This window comes from Streptomyces sp. NPDC001816, assembly GCF_042892235.1.
GTDB lineage: Bacteria > Actinomycetota > Actinomycetes > Streptomycetales > Streptomycetaceae > Streptomyces.
The window spans coordinates 157,212-174,309 of record NZ_JBIATY010000001.1 but is presented as its reverse complement, the minus strand read 5'-3'; the positions used below and the strand labels follow the sequence as shown (position 1 = coordinate 174,309).

Genomic DNA, 17,098 nt, shown 5'->3' with positions numbered 1-17,098 from the left:
GTGTCCCCCGTGTCGCCCGTGGGCCGGGCGCCAGTATCGCCGGGGGACGCCCGGCCGTTCAATGGTTCAGTTCGGGTTGTCGCCGTGGCTGAGGGTCTCCCAGGCGACGAAGAGGTTGTTGCTGCCGGCCGGGCGGTTGTTCAGGGTCAGCGCCTGGGTGTTGGTCATGGCGACGCCGAGGCGGTTGTGCAGGGCGTTGTAGCCGACCTCGGTGACCGGGCCGAGCCCGAGTTTCAGGGAGCCGCCGCACAGCCAGCCGGGGACGGCCGCGCCGAGCTGGTACTTGGACTGGAAGCCGAGCGCCTGCCGCAGCCGCTCGCCGACGTCGGTGCCGTACAGGTCCTGGCCCTGGATCCGGCTGGTCTCGGCGACGTGCGAGATCGCGGAGATGCCGTACCCGGTGTGCACGAAGTCCCGGCAGGTCTCCTGGGTGAGCCCGGTGACGAAGGTGGACTGGCCCTGCCAGTAGGAGACGATCTTGGCGGTGGTGTCGAGGTTCTGGCTGGGCACGGTCTTCGGCACGGAGCCGTCGGAGGCGAGGTACACGTACGCGGCCGTGCGGGTCCGGAACTTCGCCATGGCCGTGTCGTACGACGCCTTGTCCTCCAGGAAGACGGAGATGCCGACGGCGGCCTCCATCATCGACAGCTCCCAGTTGCCGTTGGAGTTGGAGCCCTTGATGACGACCGGCAGATAGACGTTGCGGAGCATGGTCGCGAAACGGCCCTGGTCGGCCCAGCCGCCCGGATACGTGTACTTGATGATCTCGGCGGCCCTGGGCCAGGAGGAGCCCGCCCAGCCGGTCTGCAGGGGTTGCTGTTCGTGTGGTCCTGGATCACGGCGGACCAGGCGTCCACCAGCGGGCGTTCACTGGACCGGGTGAAATCCTGGCCAGGGAGCGCGACTTGCCCGCGATCATCGATAACGTCGCTCACGTGCGAGGCTCTCTCGCCTGAGCGTCGGACGTCACCGCCCCCGCGCCACCGGAGCGATGGTGCGGGGCATCGGAGCGTTCAGGCTCGGGCCAGGGTCCTGGCACGTCAGGGACCCTGCCCGCCTCGGGTCGGACCACGTGCAGGACACGTGTCGCCGCCGGGGCGCGAAAGCGGGGAACCAGGGCGCCCAAGACCGTTCGGGGCGCTCCCGCCAGTCAAGGCGTTCAGGAACGGTTGGAGTAGGAGCCGCACAGCCCTACGAGGGCGTAACGACGCCCAGCAGCTCGCGGTCGGGGACGTCCGTGGTCGCGCCACAGCCGACACGCCCGTCCTCGACCGCGAGCCGTACCCTCAGCCCGCAGCTCAGACGCCCAGGGCCGCACCCCGTTCCGGATGCGGCCCTCCTCGCGTCCTACTAACGGACCTCGGTGATCTCCGGTCCGCGCTGCAGCTGGCCCATGCCGCCGGAGAAGCGCGAGCCCTCCTCCTGCTGGACACCCTCGGGAACCATCTGGGCGTCGTTCGGCAGCTTGAGGACGATCGGGTCGCGGGGCGCCATCGGGCCCTCACCGCGGACCACGACGGTGTCCCGGAAGATCTGCTCCAGCAGGCCGGCGACCTGCGGCTGCACCGCGGCCTGACCCGAGATCACACCGCGCAGGAACCAGCGCGGGCCGTCCACACCGACGAACCGCACCACCTGGAAGCCGCCGGTGCCGTCCGGCAGCTGCACCGGCACCTGGGCACGCAGCTCCCAGCCCAGCGGACCCTCGACCTCGTCGACGATGCCGCCCTGCTGGGTGATGCCGCCCGCGATCTCCTCGCGGACCTCGCCCCAGATGCCCTCGCGCTTGGGCGCGGCGAAGGCCTGGAGCTGGATGGCGCTGTCGCGCAGCACGACGGTCGCCGCGACGATCGCGTCACCGGCGACCTCGACCCGCAGCTCCATGCCGTCGACGCCCGGCACGAAAACGCCGCCGAGGTCCACGCGGCCCTCGCCCGGATCGCGCACCTCGCTGCTGTCCCACGGCCCGTCGGGCCGGGGCTCGGGCTCCAGCCGGACGCGCTCGCGCTCGGCCTCTTCCTCGTCCGCCTCGGTGTCGACGCTGTCGACGACCTGCTCGGCCTCGCCGGCCGCGTCCTCGGCGGCACCCTTCTTCTTGCGACGTCCGAACACGTCACTGTCCTTCCCGGTCGGATACGACCGAAGCGTATCGATTCCCACCCGTCCCGCCGCCCATGGCGGCCGGACCGCTTGTGCCGCTTTCGTCGCCCACCGAGGCGTGGCCACCGGTGGACCCGAAGCCCCCTTCGGCCCGCGCCGAGCCGGGAAGTTCCGCCACCTCCTGGAAGCGGACCCTCTCGACCTGCTGGACGACCAGTTGGGCAATCCGGTCGAAGCGCTCGAACCGCACTGCCTCGCGCGGGTCGAGATTCACCACGATCACCTTGATCTCCCCACGGTACCCGGCATCAACCGTCCCCGGGGCATTCACGAGGGCGACACCGCAGCGGGCGGCGAGCCCGGAACGCGGGTGCACGAAGGCCGCGTACCCCTCCGGGAGGGCGATCGACACTCCCGTGGGCAGCACGGCCCGCTCACCGGGCTTGAGTTCGCAGGCCTCGGTGGTCCGCAGATCGGCTCCGGCGTCCCCGGGGTGCTCGTACGCCGGGAGCGGTACGTCCGGGTCGACGCGGCGGATCAGCACGTTCAGGGGATCGCGGCGCAGCGGGCCGAGGGAGTGCTCGAAGCTCACGGGTTCACCTCGAAGGCGCGGGCGCGGCGGATCTGGTCCGGGTCGCTCATGGCGGCCTGGATCTCCTCCTCGCGGCCGTGGTCGATGAAGTGGTCGACCTTCACCTCGATGAAGAGGGCGTCCGCGCGGACGGCGACGGGCCCGTCGGGACGGCCGATCCGACCGGTGGCGGTGGAGTAGATCTTCCGCCCGGCCACGGCGGTGACCTCCGCCTCCAGGTACAGCGTGGTGCCCACCGGGACCGGCCGCACGAAGTCGGTCTCCAGCCGGCCGGTGACGGCGATGGTCCGCAGCAGCCAGTTCAGCGAGCCGAGGGTCTCGTCCAGGGCGCTGGCCAGCACTCCGCCGTGGGCGAGGCCCGGGGCGCCCTGGTGGGCGGGCTGGACGGTGAACTCGGCGGTCAGCGAGACACCCTCACCGGCACGCGCCTCCAGGTGCAGGCCGTGCGACTGTGCGGGACCACAACCGAAACAGTGTTCGTAGTGGGCGCCGAGAAGCTCCCCGGGTGCGGGAGCATCGGGGTGCCGTACCGGTTGCACGGCGTCGGCGGGGGGCTGAAGAGCTGCGGAACTACCACTCACAGGCGCAGACCTTACCCGCCCGCCCGTCACCCACCACCGCCCTACCCGACAGCGCTTCGCGCCGGCTGCCCCGACTCTGGCAATAACCGGATACCGTGCCAAGCTTGGCCCCATGCAGCTCTCCGCCGCCCCCTACGAAGAACGCCTCACCGCCCCCCGCTCGTGGTGGCTGATCAGCTTCCTCGTGGGCGTCTCGTTCGCCCTGATCCTGCTCCCGTTCGGCACCCTGCCGCTGCTCGGCGGCCTGGTCGGCGGTACGGCCGCGGCCGCGGTGGTGGCCAGTGCCTACAGCTCCCTGCGCATCCGTGTCGTGGGTGACGCCCTGATAGCGGGCGAGGCGAAGATCCCGGTGTCGGCGCTCGGCGACTCGGAGATCCTGGACCCGGAGGAGGCCCGCGCCTGGCGCACGTACAAGGCCGACACCCGCGCGTTCCTGCTGCTGCGCGCCTACATCCCGAGGGCCCTGCGCGTGGAGGTCACGGACCCGCAGGACCCGACGCCGTACCTGTACCTGTCGACGCGCGAGCCGGAGCGGCTTGCGGCGGCCATCGAGGCGGCAAAGCAGCAGGCGAGCGACCAGGCGAAGGACCAGCAGGCGTAACCGGGTGCGGGGGACGTCAGTCCCCCCAGTCCTCGGGAGGCTCGTCCAGGTTCAGGGGCTTGGCGGGCTTCTCCAGCGGCGGCAGCTCGGGCAGTGCGTCCCAGGGCACCTGGATCTTCCGCAGGTCCGTCCGGACCCGCCCGGCGAGCTTTCTGGTGTCCCGGCGGTTCATGACCGCGCCCACCGCCGCGCCCACCATGAACGGCATGAGGTTGGGCAGGTCCCGGACCATCCGCTTCATGATCTGCTGACGCAGCTCGCGTTTCATCTGGCCCCCGAGCGCCGTGTTGATCGTCGACGGCTTCATCACGTCGATCCCGCGCTCCCCCGACCAGGAGGACAGATACGCGGTACTGCGGGCCATCACGTTCCCCGGCGGCCGCACGCCGTACACCTCGTACAGCTCGGCGATCAGCTTCAGCTCGATCGCCGCGACCCCGGTGATCTCCGCGGCCAGCTCGGTCGGCATGGCCGGCGGCACCGGCAGCATCGCCGCAGCCCCGATCCCGGCCCCGACCGTGGAGGTCGCGCCGGCCGCGCCCGCCACGAGTTTGTCGGCGATCTCCTCGGGCCCGAGGCCCGGGAACTGCCTGCGCAGCGTCGCGAGGTCGCGTACGGGGACACGCGGGGCGATCTCGATGATCCGGTCCGTGATGTACGCCAGCCCCGCCTTCGCGCGGCTGCTGCCCATACGGACGCCTTCCCGGGCCAGAACCCGAGCCTTGTCACCGATCACCGCGGCCCGTCGCCTGGCGACAGGCGCGGGCCGCCGCGCCGGCGCCGGCGGGCCTTCTGGGCCCGACGCCGGTTCGAGCGAGGCTCCCACACCGGGTGAGCCCCGCTCGTCGTCACGCGCGCCCTGCGGGCCGTCGTACGGCCCCTTGTCCGCTCCCGGCAGGGGGAAGCGGCGCTTCCGTGGAGGGGTCGAGCCAGTCACGGCCGACCCGTCCTCAGTCGCAGTCGCGGCAGATCGGCTGACCGTTCTTCTCCCGGGCCAGCTGGCTGCGGTGGTGCACCAGGAAGCAGCTCATGCACGTGAACTCGTCCTGCTGCTTGGGCAGCACACGGACGGCCAGCTCCTCGTTCGAGAGGTCGGCGCCCGGCAGTTCGAGGCCCTCTGCGGCCTCGAACTCGTCGACGTCCACCGCGGAGGTGGACTTGTCGTTCCGACGGGCCTTCAGCTCTTCGAGACTGTCCGAGTCGACGTCGTCGTCGGTCTTGCGTGGAGTGTCGTAATCGGTTGCCATGTCGCTCTCCCCCTCTGGGTGTCTGCGGTGTCTCCAGCGCACGTAACGCGTGAGAGGCCGGACTTGTGCCCGACCTGAGGCGGAGATTTTGCCTCACATCAAGGTCTGTTACTCAATCGACACCCAACCCGACACCTCAAGAGTGATCGGCTTGGATGGCGGTGAGGACCGTACACGGTTCGAATGCCGCACCTCAAAGGCGCCTCACCGTGTACTTCCCGTGATCAAGAGCCCTGAAAACCAGGATTTTCCCGGCTTTACGTCTCCTGTCATGATCACGGAGAGTACATGGCCGGAAATCCGCCCATGTGATCGATCACACAGGGTCAACCTGATCAGGTGCCCAGAAAATTCCGCGCAAAGCGAACATCCTCCGCGTGTGTCGGATCTGTGTCACAACGGCAGCGTGACGCGCATCACCAGGCCGCCGCCCTCGCGGGGCTGCGCCGCGATGTGGCCGCCGTGCGCGCGGGCCACGGACCGGACGATGGACAGGCCGAGGCCCACACCCTTGTCGCTGCCCGTGCGCTCCGTACGGAGCCGTCTGAAGGGCTCGAAGAGGTTGTCGATCTCGTACGCCGGCACGACCGGCCCGGTGTTCGACACGGTGAGCACCGCCTGCCCGTGCTCCACCTCCGTGGTGACCTCCACCCAGCCGTTTTTGGCCACGTTGTAGCGCACGGCGTTCTGTACCAGGTTCAGCGCGATCCGCTCCAGCAGCACTCCGTTGCCCTGCACCACGGCGGGTTTGCGCTCACCGCGGATCTCGATGCCCTTGGCCTCCGCCTCGGCGTGCACCTGGTCGACGGCCTGGCCGGCCACCTCGGCCAGGTCGACCGGTTTGCGCTCGACGATCTGGTTGTCGCTGCGGGCGAGCAGCAGCAGGCCCTCCACCAGCTGCTCGCTGCGCTCGTTGGTGGCCAGCAGCGTCCTGCCGAGCTGCTGCAGCTCCACGGGGGCGTTCGGGTCGGACAGGTGCACTTCCAGGAGCGTGCGGTTGATCGCGAGCGGTGTGCGCAGCTCGTGGGAGGCGTTGCCGACGAAGCGCTGCTGGGCCGTGAAGGCGCGCTCCAGCCGCTCCAGCATGTCGTCGAAGGTGTCCGCCAGCTCCTTCAGCTCGTCGTCCGGGCCGTCCAGCTCGATCCGGCGGGACAGATCGGATCCGGCCACCTGACGGGCGGTGCGGGTGATCCGGCCGAGCGGGGACAGCACGCGGCCCGCCATCGCGTAGCCGAACGCGAAGGCGATCACGGCGAGGCCCAGCAGGGCCAGCAGCGAGCGGCTGAGCAGGTCGTCCAGGGCCGACTGGCGCCGCAGGTCGACACAGTGGCTGATCGCGTCGTTGAAGTCCTGGAGCGACAGACCGGACGTGTTCCCGGCCATGTTGATCGCGGGGCAGTAGTCGCTGGTGATCTGCAGCTTGGAGCCCTGGGAGAAGCTGACGATCCTGAACGGCGGCATGTTGCCCGTGGTGATCGCCTGCGCGGCCAGCAGGTAGATGATCGACAGCAGCAGGATGCCGGCGATCAGGAACATGCCGCCGTACAGCAGCGTGAGCCGTATCCGGATGGTCGGGCGCAGCCACGGGAAGGGGGGCTGCGGCCGCCGGGGGTCCCAGGTGGGTTTCGGGGGCGCCTGGGCGGGCGCGGGTGTCGTGGCCACGGCGGATCAGATCCGGTAGCCGGAGCCGGGCACGGTGACGATCACGGGCGGCTCGCCGAGCTTGCGGCGCAGCGTCATGACCGTGACACGGACCACGTTGGTGAACGGGTCGGTGTTCTCGTCCCAGGCCTTCTCCAGCAGCTGCTCGGCCGAGACGACCGCGCCCTCGCTGCGCATCAGCACCTCCAGGACCGCGAACTCCTTGGGTGCGAGCTGGACCTCCTTGCCGTCGCGGAAGACCTCGCGGCGGTTGGGGTCGAGCTTGATGCCGGCGCGCTCCAGGACCGGGGGCAGGGGCACGCTCGTACGGCGTCCGAGGGCGCGCACACGCGCGATCAGCTCACTGAACGCGAACGGCTTGGGGAGATAGTCGTCGGCGCCGATCTCCAGGCCCTCGACACGGTCGCTGACGTCGCCGGACGCCGTGAGCATGAGCACGCGCGTGGGCATGCCCAGCTCCACGATCTTGCGGCAGACGTCGTCGCCGTGCACGAGCGGGAGGTCACGGTCGAGGACGACCACGTCGTAGTCGTTGACGCCGATGCGCTCCAGGGCGGCCGCACCGTCGTACACGACGTCGACGGCCATGGCCTCCCGGCGCAGTCCGGTGGCCACCGCATCGGCGAGCAGTTGCTCGTCCTCGACGACGAGTACGCGCACGTCGCTTGTCCTTCCTGTGTCCACCCGCGTAGCACTCAGTGAGCGCACGCGGGCAGGGGTGTCCGTGGGATGTGACCTCCATCCTGCCCTTTTCGGCCATAAGTCGGCTGTAAGGCGGGGTCCGGACCGCAGGGATGCGGCTCCCGGGGCGGGAATGCGGGATTTTCTCTGGCGGTTGAGGTTTCCGCGGAAGGACGTGGGGGGAGGACGGCTTTACACCCCGCGATCACGCTCTGCATGTGCCGCAACACCATGCGGTACATCACCATCCGCTTCCGCAGAGCGGGCGTGGGTGTCCGGCACCGTGGCCGCCCGGCAGGGCAGCGCTGGGCACCTGCGCAAGGCGTGATCGCCCCTTCCGAACGGCACACCCCCGTGCCACCGACCCACGACCCAGGACGAGGGGGCGCAGCATGGACGCATTCACCGCAGGACTTCTGCAGCGCATAAGGGCGACCGAGTCCGACCTGTCGCGGGCTCGTGACGAGGGCGACGACTTCCTCGCCGAAGTGGAGCAGGCCGAGCTCGACGACCTGCGCCGCCTCGCCGCCGAACACGGTGTGGAAGTCGGCGCGTCACGCGTCTGATCGGCCCGCAGCACAACAGCGGAACCCCCCGGCGAATCCAGCGCCGGGGGGTTCCGTCGTTCTCGCGTCCTGCGCAGGCATCAGCCCGGTCAGTCGTGCCAGGCCCCGAAGTCCTCCAGCAGGCGCTGAAGGGGCTCGAAGACGCCCGGTGTACCCGCGACCGTCAGATCACGTGACGGGCGCTCCGAGGCGCGTCCGCCGGTCAGTGCGCCCGCCTCCCGCGCGATCAGATCCCCGGCGGCGAAGTCCCAGGCGTTGAGTCCCCGCTCGTAGTACCCGTCCAGGCGGCCGCAGGCCACGTCGCACAGGTCGACCGCGGCCGATCCGCTGCGCCGGATGTCCCGCAGCAGCGGGATCAGCCGGCCGGCCACCTCGGCCTGGTGGGCGCGGACCTCGGTGACGTAGTTGAAGCCCGTGGAGACCAGCGCCTGGTCCAGCGGGGGCGCGGGGCGGCAGGACAGCGCCCGCTCGCCCTCCCACGCACCCGTGGCCCAGGCACCGCCGCCGCGCACCGCGTGGTACGTCTCGCCGCGCATCGGTGCCGCGACGACCCCGACGACGGTCTCGCCGTCCAGCTCGGCCGCGATGGACACGGCCCAGGTCGGCAGCCCGTACAGGTAGTTGACGGTGCCGTCGAGCGGGTCGATCACCCAGCGGACGCCGCTCGTGCCCTCGGTGTCGGCGCCCTCCTCGCCGAGGAAGCCGTCGGCCGGGCGGCGGTCGGAGATCAGGCCGGTGATCAGCTTCTCCGCCGCGATGTCCATCTCGGTGACGACGTCGATCGGGCTCGACTTGGTCCTGGCCACCGCCAGGTCGGCGGGACGGCCGTCCCGCAGCAGCTCGCCGGCGCGGCGGGCGGCCTCCTGGGCCAGGTCGAGCAGTTCCCTGTGCAGGGCGTCGGTCACGGGTCTCCTCACGCGTAGGGGCTGTCGGCGCCCGCGACGGCCGGATGGGGGGCACGGCCCGGGCAGCAGCCGACCGGGCAGAGGTTGTGGCTCGCGCCGAGCGCGCCCAGGGCGCACGGCGTGACCTCCTGGCCGCGCTCCACGGCGGCCCGCTCCAGGATCAGCTCGCGGACCGCCGCGGCGAACCGCGGGTCGGCGCCCACGGTGGCCGAGCGGCGCACCGGCAGGCCCAGTTCCCCGGCCTTGGCCGTGGCCTCGGTGTCGAGGTCGTAGAGGACCTCCATGTGGTCCGAGACGAAGCCGATGGGCGCCATGACGACGGCCGGGGCGCCGGCGGCGTGCCGCTCCTCGAGGTGGTCGCAGATGTCCGGCTCCAGCCAGGGGATGTGCGGGGCGCCGGAGCGGGACTGGTAGACGAGCCGCCAGGGATGGTCGACGCCGGTGCGCTCACGGACCGCGTCGGCGATCAGCTGGGCCACGTCCAGGTGCTGCTCGACGTACGCACCGCCCTCGCCGTGGGCTTCGACCGGGCCGGAGGTGTCGGCAGCGGAGATCGGGATGGAGTGGGTGCTGAAGGCGATGTGGGCGCCGTCGCGGACGTCCTCGGGGAGGTCGGCCAGGGAACGCAGCACGCCGTCGACCATGGGCTCGACGAAGCCGGGGTGGTTGAAGTAGTGCCGCAGCTTGTCGATCTTCGGCAGGTCGAGGCCCTCGGCCTGCAGGGTGGCCAGCGCGTCGGCGAGGTTCTCGCGGTACTGGCGGCAGCCCGAGTAGGAGGCGTAGGCGCTGGTGGCGAGCACCAGGATGCGGCGCCGGCCGTCGGCGACCATCTCGCGCAGGGTGTCCGTCAGGTACGGCGCCCAGTTGCGGTTGCCCCAGTAGACCGGCAGGTCCAGGCCGTGCTCGGCGAAGTCCTTGTGCAGGGCGTCCAGCAGGGCGCGGTTCTGGTCGTTGATCGGGCTGACCCCGCCGAACAGGAAGTAGTGCTGTCCGACTTCCTTGAGCCGTTCCTTGGGGATGCCACGCCCACGCGTGACGTTCTCCAGGAACGGGACCACGTCGTCGGGGCCTTCGGGGCCGCCGAACGAGAGCAGGAGCAGGGCGTCGTACGGGGTGGCATCGAGCGCGTCTGGCATGGGTCGATCCTGCCACCCGGCTCTGACGGCCGGGCAACAGCGGGGTGAAGAGTCGAGTTCCAGCCGGTTTAGTCCGGTATTTCCGGCTGTCATTCCTGATGCAATTAGGGTCACCTAACTCGTAAGCTGTATCAGCCGCATTAGCGCCTTACCGATGCCCGGAGACCACGTGCCCAGCCCCTACCGCGCCCTGTTCGCCGAGCCCGGCACCAAGAGCTTCTCCGCCGCCGGCTTCGTCGGCCGGATGCCCCTGTCGATGATGGGCATCGGCGTGGTCACGATGGTCTCCCAGCTCACCGGGCGCTACGGCCTCGCGGGCGCACTGTCGGCCACCATCGCCCTGTCCGCCGCCACGGTCGGGCCGCAGATATCCCGGCTGGTGGACCGGCACGGCCAGCGCCGGGTACTGCGCCCCGCGACCCTGATGGCGCTCCTGGCGGCCGCCGGGCTGCTGCTCACCGCGCATCTCGGGTGGCCGGACTGGGTGCTGTTCGGCTGCGCGGCCGGCATCGGCACGGTGCCGAGCCTGGGCGCGATGATCCGGGCCCGCTGGGCGGCCCTGTACCGGGGCACGCCGAAGCTGCACACCGCCTACTCGTTCGAGTCGGTGGTGGACGAGGTGTGCTTCGTCTTCGGGCCGATCATCTCCATCGGCCTGTCCACGGCCTGGTTCCCGGAGGCGGGCCCCCTGCTGGCGGGCTGCTTCCTGGCCGTCGGCGTCTTCTGGCTGACCGCCCAGCGCGCCACCGAGCCGGAGCCGCACCCGCGCGAGCGGCACGACGGCGGCAGCGCGCTGCGCTCGGCCGGGCTCCAGGTCCTGGTGGCGACCTTCGTGGCCACGGGGACGATCTTCGGGGCGGTCGACGTGGTCACCGTCGCCTTCGCCGACGAGCACGGCCACAAGGCGGCCGCGAGCGTGGTGCTGGCGCTGTACGCGGCCGGTTCCTGTGTCGCGGGTGCCGTCTTCGGGCTGCTGCGCCTCTCGGGAGTCCCGGAACGTCGCTGGTTGCTGGGCGTGGGGGCGATGGCCGTGAGTATGATCCCCCTCCTACTGGTCGGAAACTTGCCGCTTCTGGCCGTGGCGCTGTTCGTTGCGGGGCTGTCCATCGCACCGACGATGATCACGACGATGTCCCTCATCGAAAAGCACGTACCTCGCGCGAAGCTGACCGAGGGCATGACCTGGGTGAGCACCGGCCTCGCGGTCGGTGTCGCGCTCGGCTCCTCCGTGGCCGGCTGGGTGATCGACGCAGTCGGCGCGCGTGCCGGGTACGGGGTTCCGGTCGTGTCCGGAGCCGTCGCGGTCGCGGTCGGTTTCCTCGGGTACCGCCGGCTTCGCAGGCCGGCCGCGGGTCGGGGAGGCACCGTTGAGCACCACAGCGAGCGCGAAGAACGGCACCTGGCGTAACTGGGGTGGCAATGTCGCCGCCCGCCCCGCCCGGCAGGTCGAGCCGGCCTCGGTGGAGGAACTGGCCGCGGCCGTGCGCAGGGCGGCCGAGGACGGTCTGAAGGTGAAGGCCGTCGGCACCGGGCACTCCTTCACGTCCATCGCCGCCACCGACGGTGTGTTGATCCGCCCTCAACTGTTGACCGGCATTCGCAACATTGACCGGGACGCCATGACCGTCACGATCGAGGCGGGCACCCCGCTCAAGAGACTCAACGCGGTCCTGGCGCGCGAGGGCCTGTCGCTCACCAACATGGGCGACATCATGGAGCAGACCGTCTCCGGAGCCACCAGCACCGGCACCCACGGCACGGGCCGCGAGTCGGCCTCCATCGCCGCCCAGATCAAGGCGCTCGAACTCGTCACCAGCGACGGCTCGGTGCTCAGCTGCTCCGAAAAGGAGAACCCGGAGGTTTTCGCGGCCGCCCGGATAGGTCTCGGCGCGCTCGGCATCGTCACCGCGATCACCTTCGCCGTGGAGCCGCTCTTCCTGCTCACCGCGCGCGAGGAGCCGATGCCCTTCGAGCAGGTGCTGGCCGAGTTCGACCAACTGTGGGCCGAGAACGAGCACTTCGAGTTCTACTGGTTCCCGCACACCGGCAACACCAACACCAAGCGGAACAACCGCAGCGCGGGCCCCGAGCAGCCCGTGGGGCAGCTGGCCGGGTGGTTCGAGGACGAGTTCCTCTCCAACGGCGTCTTCCAGGTGGCCCAGTGGGCCGGCCGCGCCGCCCCCGCGACCATTCCTGCGATCGCCCGGATCTCCAGCAAGGCGCTGTCCGCGCGAACGTACACCGACATCCCGTACAAGGTCTTCACCTCTCCGCGCCGCGTGCGCTTCGTTGAGATGGAGTACGCCGTCCCGCGCGCGGCCCTGACCGACACGCTGCGCGAACTGAAGGCCATGGTCGACCGCTCCGGTCTGCGCGTCAGCTTCCCGGTCGAGGTGCGCACCGCCCCGGCCGACGACATCACCCTGTCCACTGCCTCCGGCCGGGACAGCGCGTACATCGCCGTCCACATGTTCCGGGGCACGCCGTACCAGGCCTACTTCACCGCCGCCGAGCGCATCTTCACGGCGCACGAGGGCCGGCCGCACTGGGGCAAGGTGCACACGCGGGACGCTGAGTACTTCGCCGAGGTGTACCCGCGCTTCGGCGAGTTCACCGCGTTGCGGGACCGGCTCGACCCGGAACGGCTGTTCCAGAACGACTACTTGCGGAGGGTTCTGGGGGCGTAGGCGTCGCCGTGGGTCGCAGCGCCGCCGCCATCGACACCCGTCGACGGCACGTCCGAATAGGACGAGTGGATCGAAGGGGCCGAAGGGGCCGTGCGCTCACCGGACTTCGGGGAGTACGGACGAAACCATTCGTTCCGTTTCTGGGGATTGCGTGAAGTTCGCCACGTTCATGATCGGCAAAACGGGTTGCGTACGGCCAAGTCGCAGCCCTTACGAGAAGTTGGGCGGCGCGCCAATCCACGCACGTGGTCCAAATGGAGTACTGTTGCGAGCCCTGGGTCCGGTCTCCCACCAGGGTGTCCGCGGCCTTGCAGGACCGCCGGGAGGGGGCTTGTTGCACAGGGTGATGGAGTTCGTCACTTAGCGTTGCGAATAGGTAACCGTGCCATAACGGCGACCCAGGGCCCGTGCCCGACACGCCGGGCAACTCGGCAAGGTTGTGGCAGGCTGCACCCGGGCAGGCCACACTCGACTAGCGGAAGCAGCGACGCACGTGACGTCGGCAGGCACCACCCGGGAGGTCCCCATGCCCGAACTGCGTGTCGTGGCCGTCTCGAATGACGGCACACGACTGGTGCTCAAGGCTGCCGACTCTACGGAGTACACGCTTCCGATCGACGAACGGCTGCGCGCCGCCGTGCGCGGCGACCGGCCACGCCTCGGTCAGATCGAGATCGAGGTGGAGAGCCATCTCCGCCCCCGCGACATCCAGGCCCGTATACGTGCGGGTGCCACCGCGGAAGAGGTGGCACAGCTCGCCGGCATTCCCGTCGACCGGGTGCGGCGCTTCGAGGGTCCGGTACTGGCCGAGCGCGCCTTCATGGCCGAGCGGGCCCGCAAGACCCCGGTCCGCCGCCCCGGCGAGAACTCCGGCCCGCTGCTCGGCGAGGCCGTCCAGGAGCGGCTGCTGCTGCGCGGTGCCGAGAAGGACACCGTGCAGTGGGACTCCTGGCGCCGCGACGACGGCACCTGGGAGGTCCTCCTCGTCTACCGGGTCGCGGGCGAACCGCACTCGGCGAGCTGGACGTACGACCCGCCCAGGCGGCTCGTCCAGGCCGTGGACGACGAGGCGCGCTCGCTGATCGGCGAGTCCGACGACCTCGCCGTACCGGAGCCGAGCTTCCCGTTCGTCCCGCGTATCGCCAGGCTGCCGCGCGAGCGTTCGATGGACCGCGCCCTCGACCGGGGCGACCGGGAGCGGCCGAGCCTGCCGGCCCAGTCGTCCGAGCCCGCCGAGGAGAGCACGGGCGAACGCGACTCGCTCACCAGCCTGTTGGAGGCGGTGCCGAGCTTCCGGGGCGACCTGGTGGTCCCGGAACGGCCCGCGGAGTCCCCGGAGGAGCCCGCCGAGGAACCCGTGGCCGAGGAGCCCCCGGCGCCCGCCGCCTCGGCCGGCTCCGCCTACGCGGACGTCCTCATGCCCCGCTCGGTGGGCAGCCACCGAGACCGGCTCATCGGCGCCACCGACCGCCAGGCCGAGGCCGACGGCGTCCGCCCCGGCCGCCGCGCCGCGGTACCGAGCTGGGACGAGATCGTGTTCGGGACCCGGCGCAAGAAGCAGGAGTAAACCGGCCGTACGGCCGTATGAAGTGGGGGCACGCGCGCGCGTGCCCCCACTTTTCCTGTCGCCTACTGCGGGTCCGGCCCCACCGCGACCGGGCGGGACGGGTCCGAGGACCACTCCGACCAGGAGCCGACGTACAGCGCCGCCGGAATGTCCGCGACCGCGAGGGCCAGCACCTCGTGCGCGCCCGAGACGCCCGAGCCGCAGTAGACGCCCACCGGCGCCTCCTGGGACACGCCCAGGGCCTTGAAGCGGTCCCGCAGGTCCGCCGCGGGCAGGAAACGGCCGTCCGGGCCCACGTTCTCGTTCGTCGGCGCCGACACCGCGCCCGGGATGTGGCCGCCGACCCGGTCGATCGGCTCCACCTCGCCGCGGTACCGCTCCCCCGCGCGCGCGTCGAGCAACACGCCCGAGCGGGCCAGGGCGGCGGCCCCGTCCGCGTCGAGCAACCCGGCCGCGTCGGGCGCCGGTTCGAAGTCACCCTCCGCCGGGTCGGGCACGTCCGTCGACAGCTGCCCCTGCCAGGCCGGCAACCCGCCGTCGAGAACCCGCACGTCCGGGTGGCCCGTCCAGCGCAGCAGCCACCACGCGCGCGCCGCCGCCCAGCCCTGTCCGCCGTCGTAGACGACGACCGGACGGCCGGCCGACACGCCGGCGCGGCGCATGGCCGCGCCGAACTCCTCGAGGTCGGGCAGCGGATGGCGACCGTGCTCGCCTGGGGCCGAGGCCAGTTCCCGGTCCAGGTCGACGAAGACCGCGCCGGGGAGGTGCCCGGCCGTGTACTCGGCCCGGCCGTCGAACGCGGGGGCGCCCGCCGCCTTGGCCGTGGTCAGCTGCCAGCGGACGTCCAGCAGGACGGGCGGGCGCCCCCCGGCCAGGCCGGCGGCGAGTTCGGTTGCGGTGATGATGGCTGTCATGGGGTCCATCCTTACGTCAGGGGTGGCCGAGGCGTCCAGGTCCGGCTACTCTGCTCCGCCGGGCAGGCTCGATCACGAGGCGTACGGGATCGGGCACACGCTGTACAGCTGACGGACACCCGTCGGCCACCGTCAGGAAGCGTCCCAAGGCGGCAGATCGGACATCCTCCCAGGGGTACCGCCCGGGCGTCGGCGCACGGTGTGCGGCACGCCGGAGGATGCGGTACCGGCACGGGCGTGCACGCGCCAGCGGCACACCCCTTCCGGGGAGCGGAAGCGACACGGCCACCGCGAGGGGCCGGGGAGAGAGTGATCGATGACCGAGGCACGGGAGTCGGCCGGTCCGCACGCGCGGCGCACGCCGGGTACGCCCTGCTGGGTGAGCCTGATGGTGCACGGGCTGGCCACGACCGAGGAGTTCTACGGGGAGCTGTTCGGCTGGGAGTTCCGGCCGGGCCCGCAGCAGCTCGGCCCCTACGTGCGGGCGCTGCTGGACGGGCACGAGGTGGCCGGCATCGGCCAGCTGCCGCCGGACCGCCGGCTGCCGGTCGCCTGGACTCCCTACCTCGCCTCGGACGACGTGGACCAGACGGCCGACCAGGTGCGGCTGTGCGGCGGCACCGTGGCCGTCGGACCGCTGGACGCGGCCGAGGCCGGGCGGATGGCCATCGCGGCCGACCCCACCGGCGCGGTGTTCGGGATCTGGCAGGCGGCCGCCCACTTCGGCACGTCGCTCAGCGGCGCCCCCGGCACCCCCGCCTGGAACGAGCTGCTCACCTTCGAGACGGAGAGCGTCAGCAAGTTCTACGAGGTGGTGTTCGGTTACGAGGAGGAGCCGGTGTTGTCCGCCGGCTTCGACTACCTGACCCTGCGCATCGGGGGGCGTCCGGTGGCCGGCATCCACGGCGTCGGCCACGGTCTGCCCCGGGACCGGGGACCGCACTGGCTGACGTACTTCGAGGTCGCGGACGCCGACGCGACGCTGCGGCAGGTCGCCGAGCTGGGCGGGCGGGTGCTCAGGCCGGCCCATGACAGCGAGCACGGGCGGGTCGCCACGGTGGCGGATCCGGAGGGGGCGGTCTTCTCGGTGGTCCAGGAGCCGCGCTGACGCTCGACCACACACCACCCATGTGACGCATATCACATGACATGAATCGGGCCCTCTCCGGCCGCAGCAAAGCCTCTTGAGCTGTCCACCCGAAGCTGCATTCGCGGCGGGGGCGGGTGCCATCCGGCCGTGCGCCTTCGATTTGGTGCGACCGGGGCCTCCGGCACCCCTTCGGAGTTCCCACTTGCCGCCGCGGACCGCGCCGACAGGGCTCTGCCCGACCGGGTCGTGGCGGACAGCAGGGGGATCCGTTGGGAAGTGGCTGCACATTTCAATTCCCCTCGGAGCATGGCACTTTCCGGGCAAGACTTCTGCGAATTGAATGACAGACCGCGACAAGTGGCCTTCAGATGCTGGATGTAAGCACGCCGTAAGCATCGAAGTGCCGTTGAATTAAAGCCGGTTGCAGACAACACTGGATCGCGATGGAGGCGGCGCCGAAATTCCGGATCAGCTGACCGGGGCACCGGGCTCCCATCGGGAAGGAGGTGACCGGACATGGGCATGAAAATGACGATGACCACCCGCTGCTCGATCTCCGTGCGGTGGTGGCACGTGCGGATGGTCATCATCGTCATCGTCCTCGTGCTCTGGAGCGTGCCGGCTCAGGGACACGGCGGTACGACGCCGATCGATGCGCTGATGCATCAGTTCTGAGGGAGGCTGTGATCCCTCGCGGGGGGCGGTTGCCGGAACCGGCGGCCGCCCCATCGCATGGTCAGGCTAGCGCAGGACCAGCGACAGTTGAAGG

The 17,098-nt window shown here is 70.9% G+C and carries 17 protein-coding genes and 1 pseudogene; 7 read left to right on the top strand and 11 right to left on the bottom strand.

Annotation, left to right across the window (positions count from 1 at the left end; all coding sequences use genetic code 11):
* Window positions 1-66: 66 nt before the first annotated feature.
* From ACFYZZ_RS00770 to ACFYZZ_RS00755, 4 genes and pseudogenes are all read right to left on the bottom strand, one after another.
* Window positions 67-860, bottom strand: a pseudogene (locus ACFYZZ_RS00770) (hypothetical protein); the annotation flags it as partial.
* 490 nt (window positions 861-1,350) lie between these two features.
* A complete protein-coding gene (locus tag ACFYZZ_RS00765) occupies window positions 1,351-2,112 on the bottom strand; it encodes a DUF3710 domain-containing protein (protein WP_386575855.1) in 762 nt (253 codons plus the stop codon).
* A 1-nt stretch (window position 2,113) separates the two neighbouring features.
* Window positions 2,114-2,665 carry a dUTP diphosphatase gene (gene dut / locus ACFYZZ_RS00760; RefSeq protein ID WP_386575952.1) on the bottom strand — a complete coding sequence of 184 codons (552 nt, stop codon included), beginning with the start codon at window positions 2,663-2,665 and terminating at the stop codon, window positions 2,114-2,116.
* Window positions 2,666-2,688: 23 nt separating this feature from the next.
* On the bottom strand, window positions 2,689-3,273 hold the full coding sequence (locus tag ACFYZZ_RS00755; protein WP_389169729.1) for a PaaI family thioesterase: 585 nt from the start codon (window positions 3,271-3,273) through the stop codon (window positions 2,689-2,691).
* A 112-nt stretch (window positions 3,274-3,385) separates the two neighbouring features.
* On the opposite strand from ACFYZZ_RS00755, the gene ACFYZZ_RS00750 reads away from it, so the two are divergent.
* Window positions 3,386-3,874, top strand: a complete 489-nt coding sequence (locus tag ACFYZZ_RS00750) for a DUF3093 domain-containing protein (RefSeq protein WP_389169726.1) — start codon at window positions 3,386-3,388, stop codon at window positions 3,872-3,874.
* Window positions 3,875-3,890: 16 nt separating this feature from the next.
* Here the strand turns inward: ACFYZZ_RS00750 and ACFYZZ_RS00745 are convergent, their stop codons facing one another.
* From ACFYZZ_RS00745 to ACFYZZ_RS00730, 4 genes are all read right to left on the bottom strand, one after another.
* Entirely contained in the window at window positions 3,891-4,811 is a 921-nt protein-coding gene (locus ACFYZZ_RS00745) for a hypothetical protein (protein WP_389169723.1), read from the bottom strand.
* A gap of 13 nt (window positions 4,812-4,824) precedes the next feature.
* Entirely contained in the window at window positions 4,825-5,121 is a 297-nt protein-coding gene (locus ACFYZZ_RS00740) for a DUF4193 domain-containing protein (protein ID WP_005481602.1), read from the bottom strand.
* Window positions 5,122-5,514: 393 nt separating this feature from the next.
* Complete coding sequence (locus ACFYZZ_RS00735) at window positions 5,515-6,783, bottom strand: sensor histidine kinase (protein WP_386575860.1); 1,269 nt, start codon at window positions 6,781-6,783, stop codon at window positions 5,515-5,517.
* A 6-nt stretch (window positions 6,784-6,789) separates the two neighbouring features.
* Complete coding sequence (locus ACFYZZ_RS00730) at window positions 6,790-7,443, bottom strand: response regulator transcription factor (protein WP_003993508.1); 654 nt, start codon at window positions 7,441-7,443, stop codon at window positions 6,790-6,792.
* Between the two features lie 413 nt (window positions 7,444-7,856).
* On the opposite strand from ACFYZZ_RS00730, the gene ACFYZZ_RS00725 reads away from it, so the two are divergent.
* Entirely contained in the window at window positions 7,857-8,030 is a 174-nt protein-coding gene (locus ACFYZZ_RS00725) for a hypothetical protein (RefSeq protein WP_186581674.1), read from the top strand.
* 89 nt (window positions 8,031-8,119) lie between these two features.
* Here the strand turns inward: ACFYZZ_RS00725 and ACFYZZ_RS00720 are convergent, their stop codons facing one another.
* Together ACFYZZ_RS00720 and ACFYZZ_RS00715 are read right to left on the bottom strand one after the other, a co-directional pair.
* A complete protein-coding gene (locus ACFYZZ_RS00720; RefSeq protein ID WP_389169721.1) occupies window positions 8,120-8,935 on the bottom strand; it encodes an inositol monophosphatase family protein in 816 nt (271 codons plus the stop codon).
* Between the two features lie 8 nt (window positions 8,936-8,943).
* Complete coding sequence (locus ACFYZZ_RS00715; protein ID WP_389169718.1) at window positions 8,944-10,071, bottom strand: ferrochelatase; 1,128 nt, start codon at window positions 10,069-10,071, stop codon at window positions 8,944-8,946.
* Between the two features lie 169 nt (window positions 10,072-10,240).
* Between ACFYZZ_RS00715 and ACFYZZ_RS00710 the strand changes: the two genes are divergently transcribed.
* The 3 genes from ACFYZZ_RS00710 to sepH all read left to right on the top strand — a co-directional run bounded on the left by ACFYZZ_RS00710 (window position 10,241) and on the right by sepH (window position 14,325).
* Entirely contained in the window at window positions 10,241-11,479 is a 1,239-nt protein-coding gene (locus tag ACFYZZ_RS00710) for an MFS transporter (protein WP_389171940.1), read from the top strand.
* Window positions 11,439-12,758, top strand: a complete 1,320-nt coding sequence (locus tag ACFYZZ_RS00705) for a D-arabinono-1,4-lactone oxidase (RefSeq protein ID WP_389169715.1) — start codon at window positions 11,439-11,441, stop codon at window positions 12,756-12,758. Before ACFYZZ_RS00710 ends, ACFYZZ_RS00705 begins: the two co-directional genes overlap by 41 nt.
* A gap of 526 nt (window positions 12,759-13,284) precedes the next feature.
* Entirely contained in the window at window positions 13,285-14,325 is a 1,041-nt protein-coding gene (sepH, locus tag ACFYZZ_RS00700; protein ID WP_389169712.1) for a septation protein SepH, read from the top strand.
* Window positions 14,326-14,387: 62 nt separating this feature from the next.
* Here the strand turns inward: sepH and ACFYZZ_RS00695 are convergent, their stop codons facing one another.
* Window positions 14,388-15,239, bottom strand: coding sequence for a sulfurtransferase (locus ACFYZZ_RS00695; RefSeq protein ID WP_389169709.1), 852 nt, complete (start codon window positions 15,237-15,239; stop codon window positions 14,388-14,390).
* Between the two features lie 316 nt (window positions 15,240-15,555).
* Between ACFYZZ_RS00695 and ACFYZZ_RS00690 the strand changes: the two genes are divergently transcribed.
* Together ACFYZZ_RS00690 and ACFYZZ_RS00685 are read left to right on the top strand one after the other, a co-directional pair.
* Entirely contained in the window at window positions 15,556-16,347 is a 792-nt protein-coding gene (locus ACFYZZ_RS00690) for a VOC family protein (protein WP_389169706.1), read from the top strand.
* 498 nt (window positions 16,348-16,845) lie between these two features.
* A complete protein-coding gene (locus ACFYZZ_RS00685) occupies window positions 16,846-17,004 on the top strand; it encodes a hypothetical protein (RefSeq protein WP_389169704.1) in 159 nt (52 codons plus the stop codon).
* Window positions 17,005-17,098: the final 94 nt, after the last annotated feature.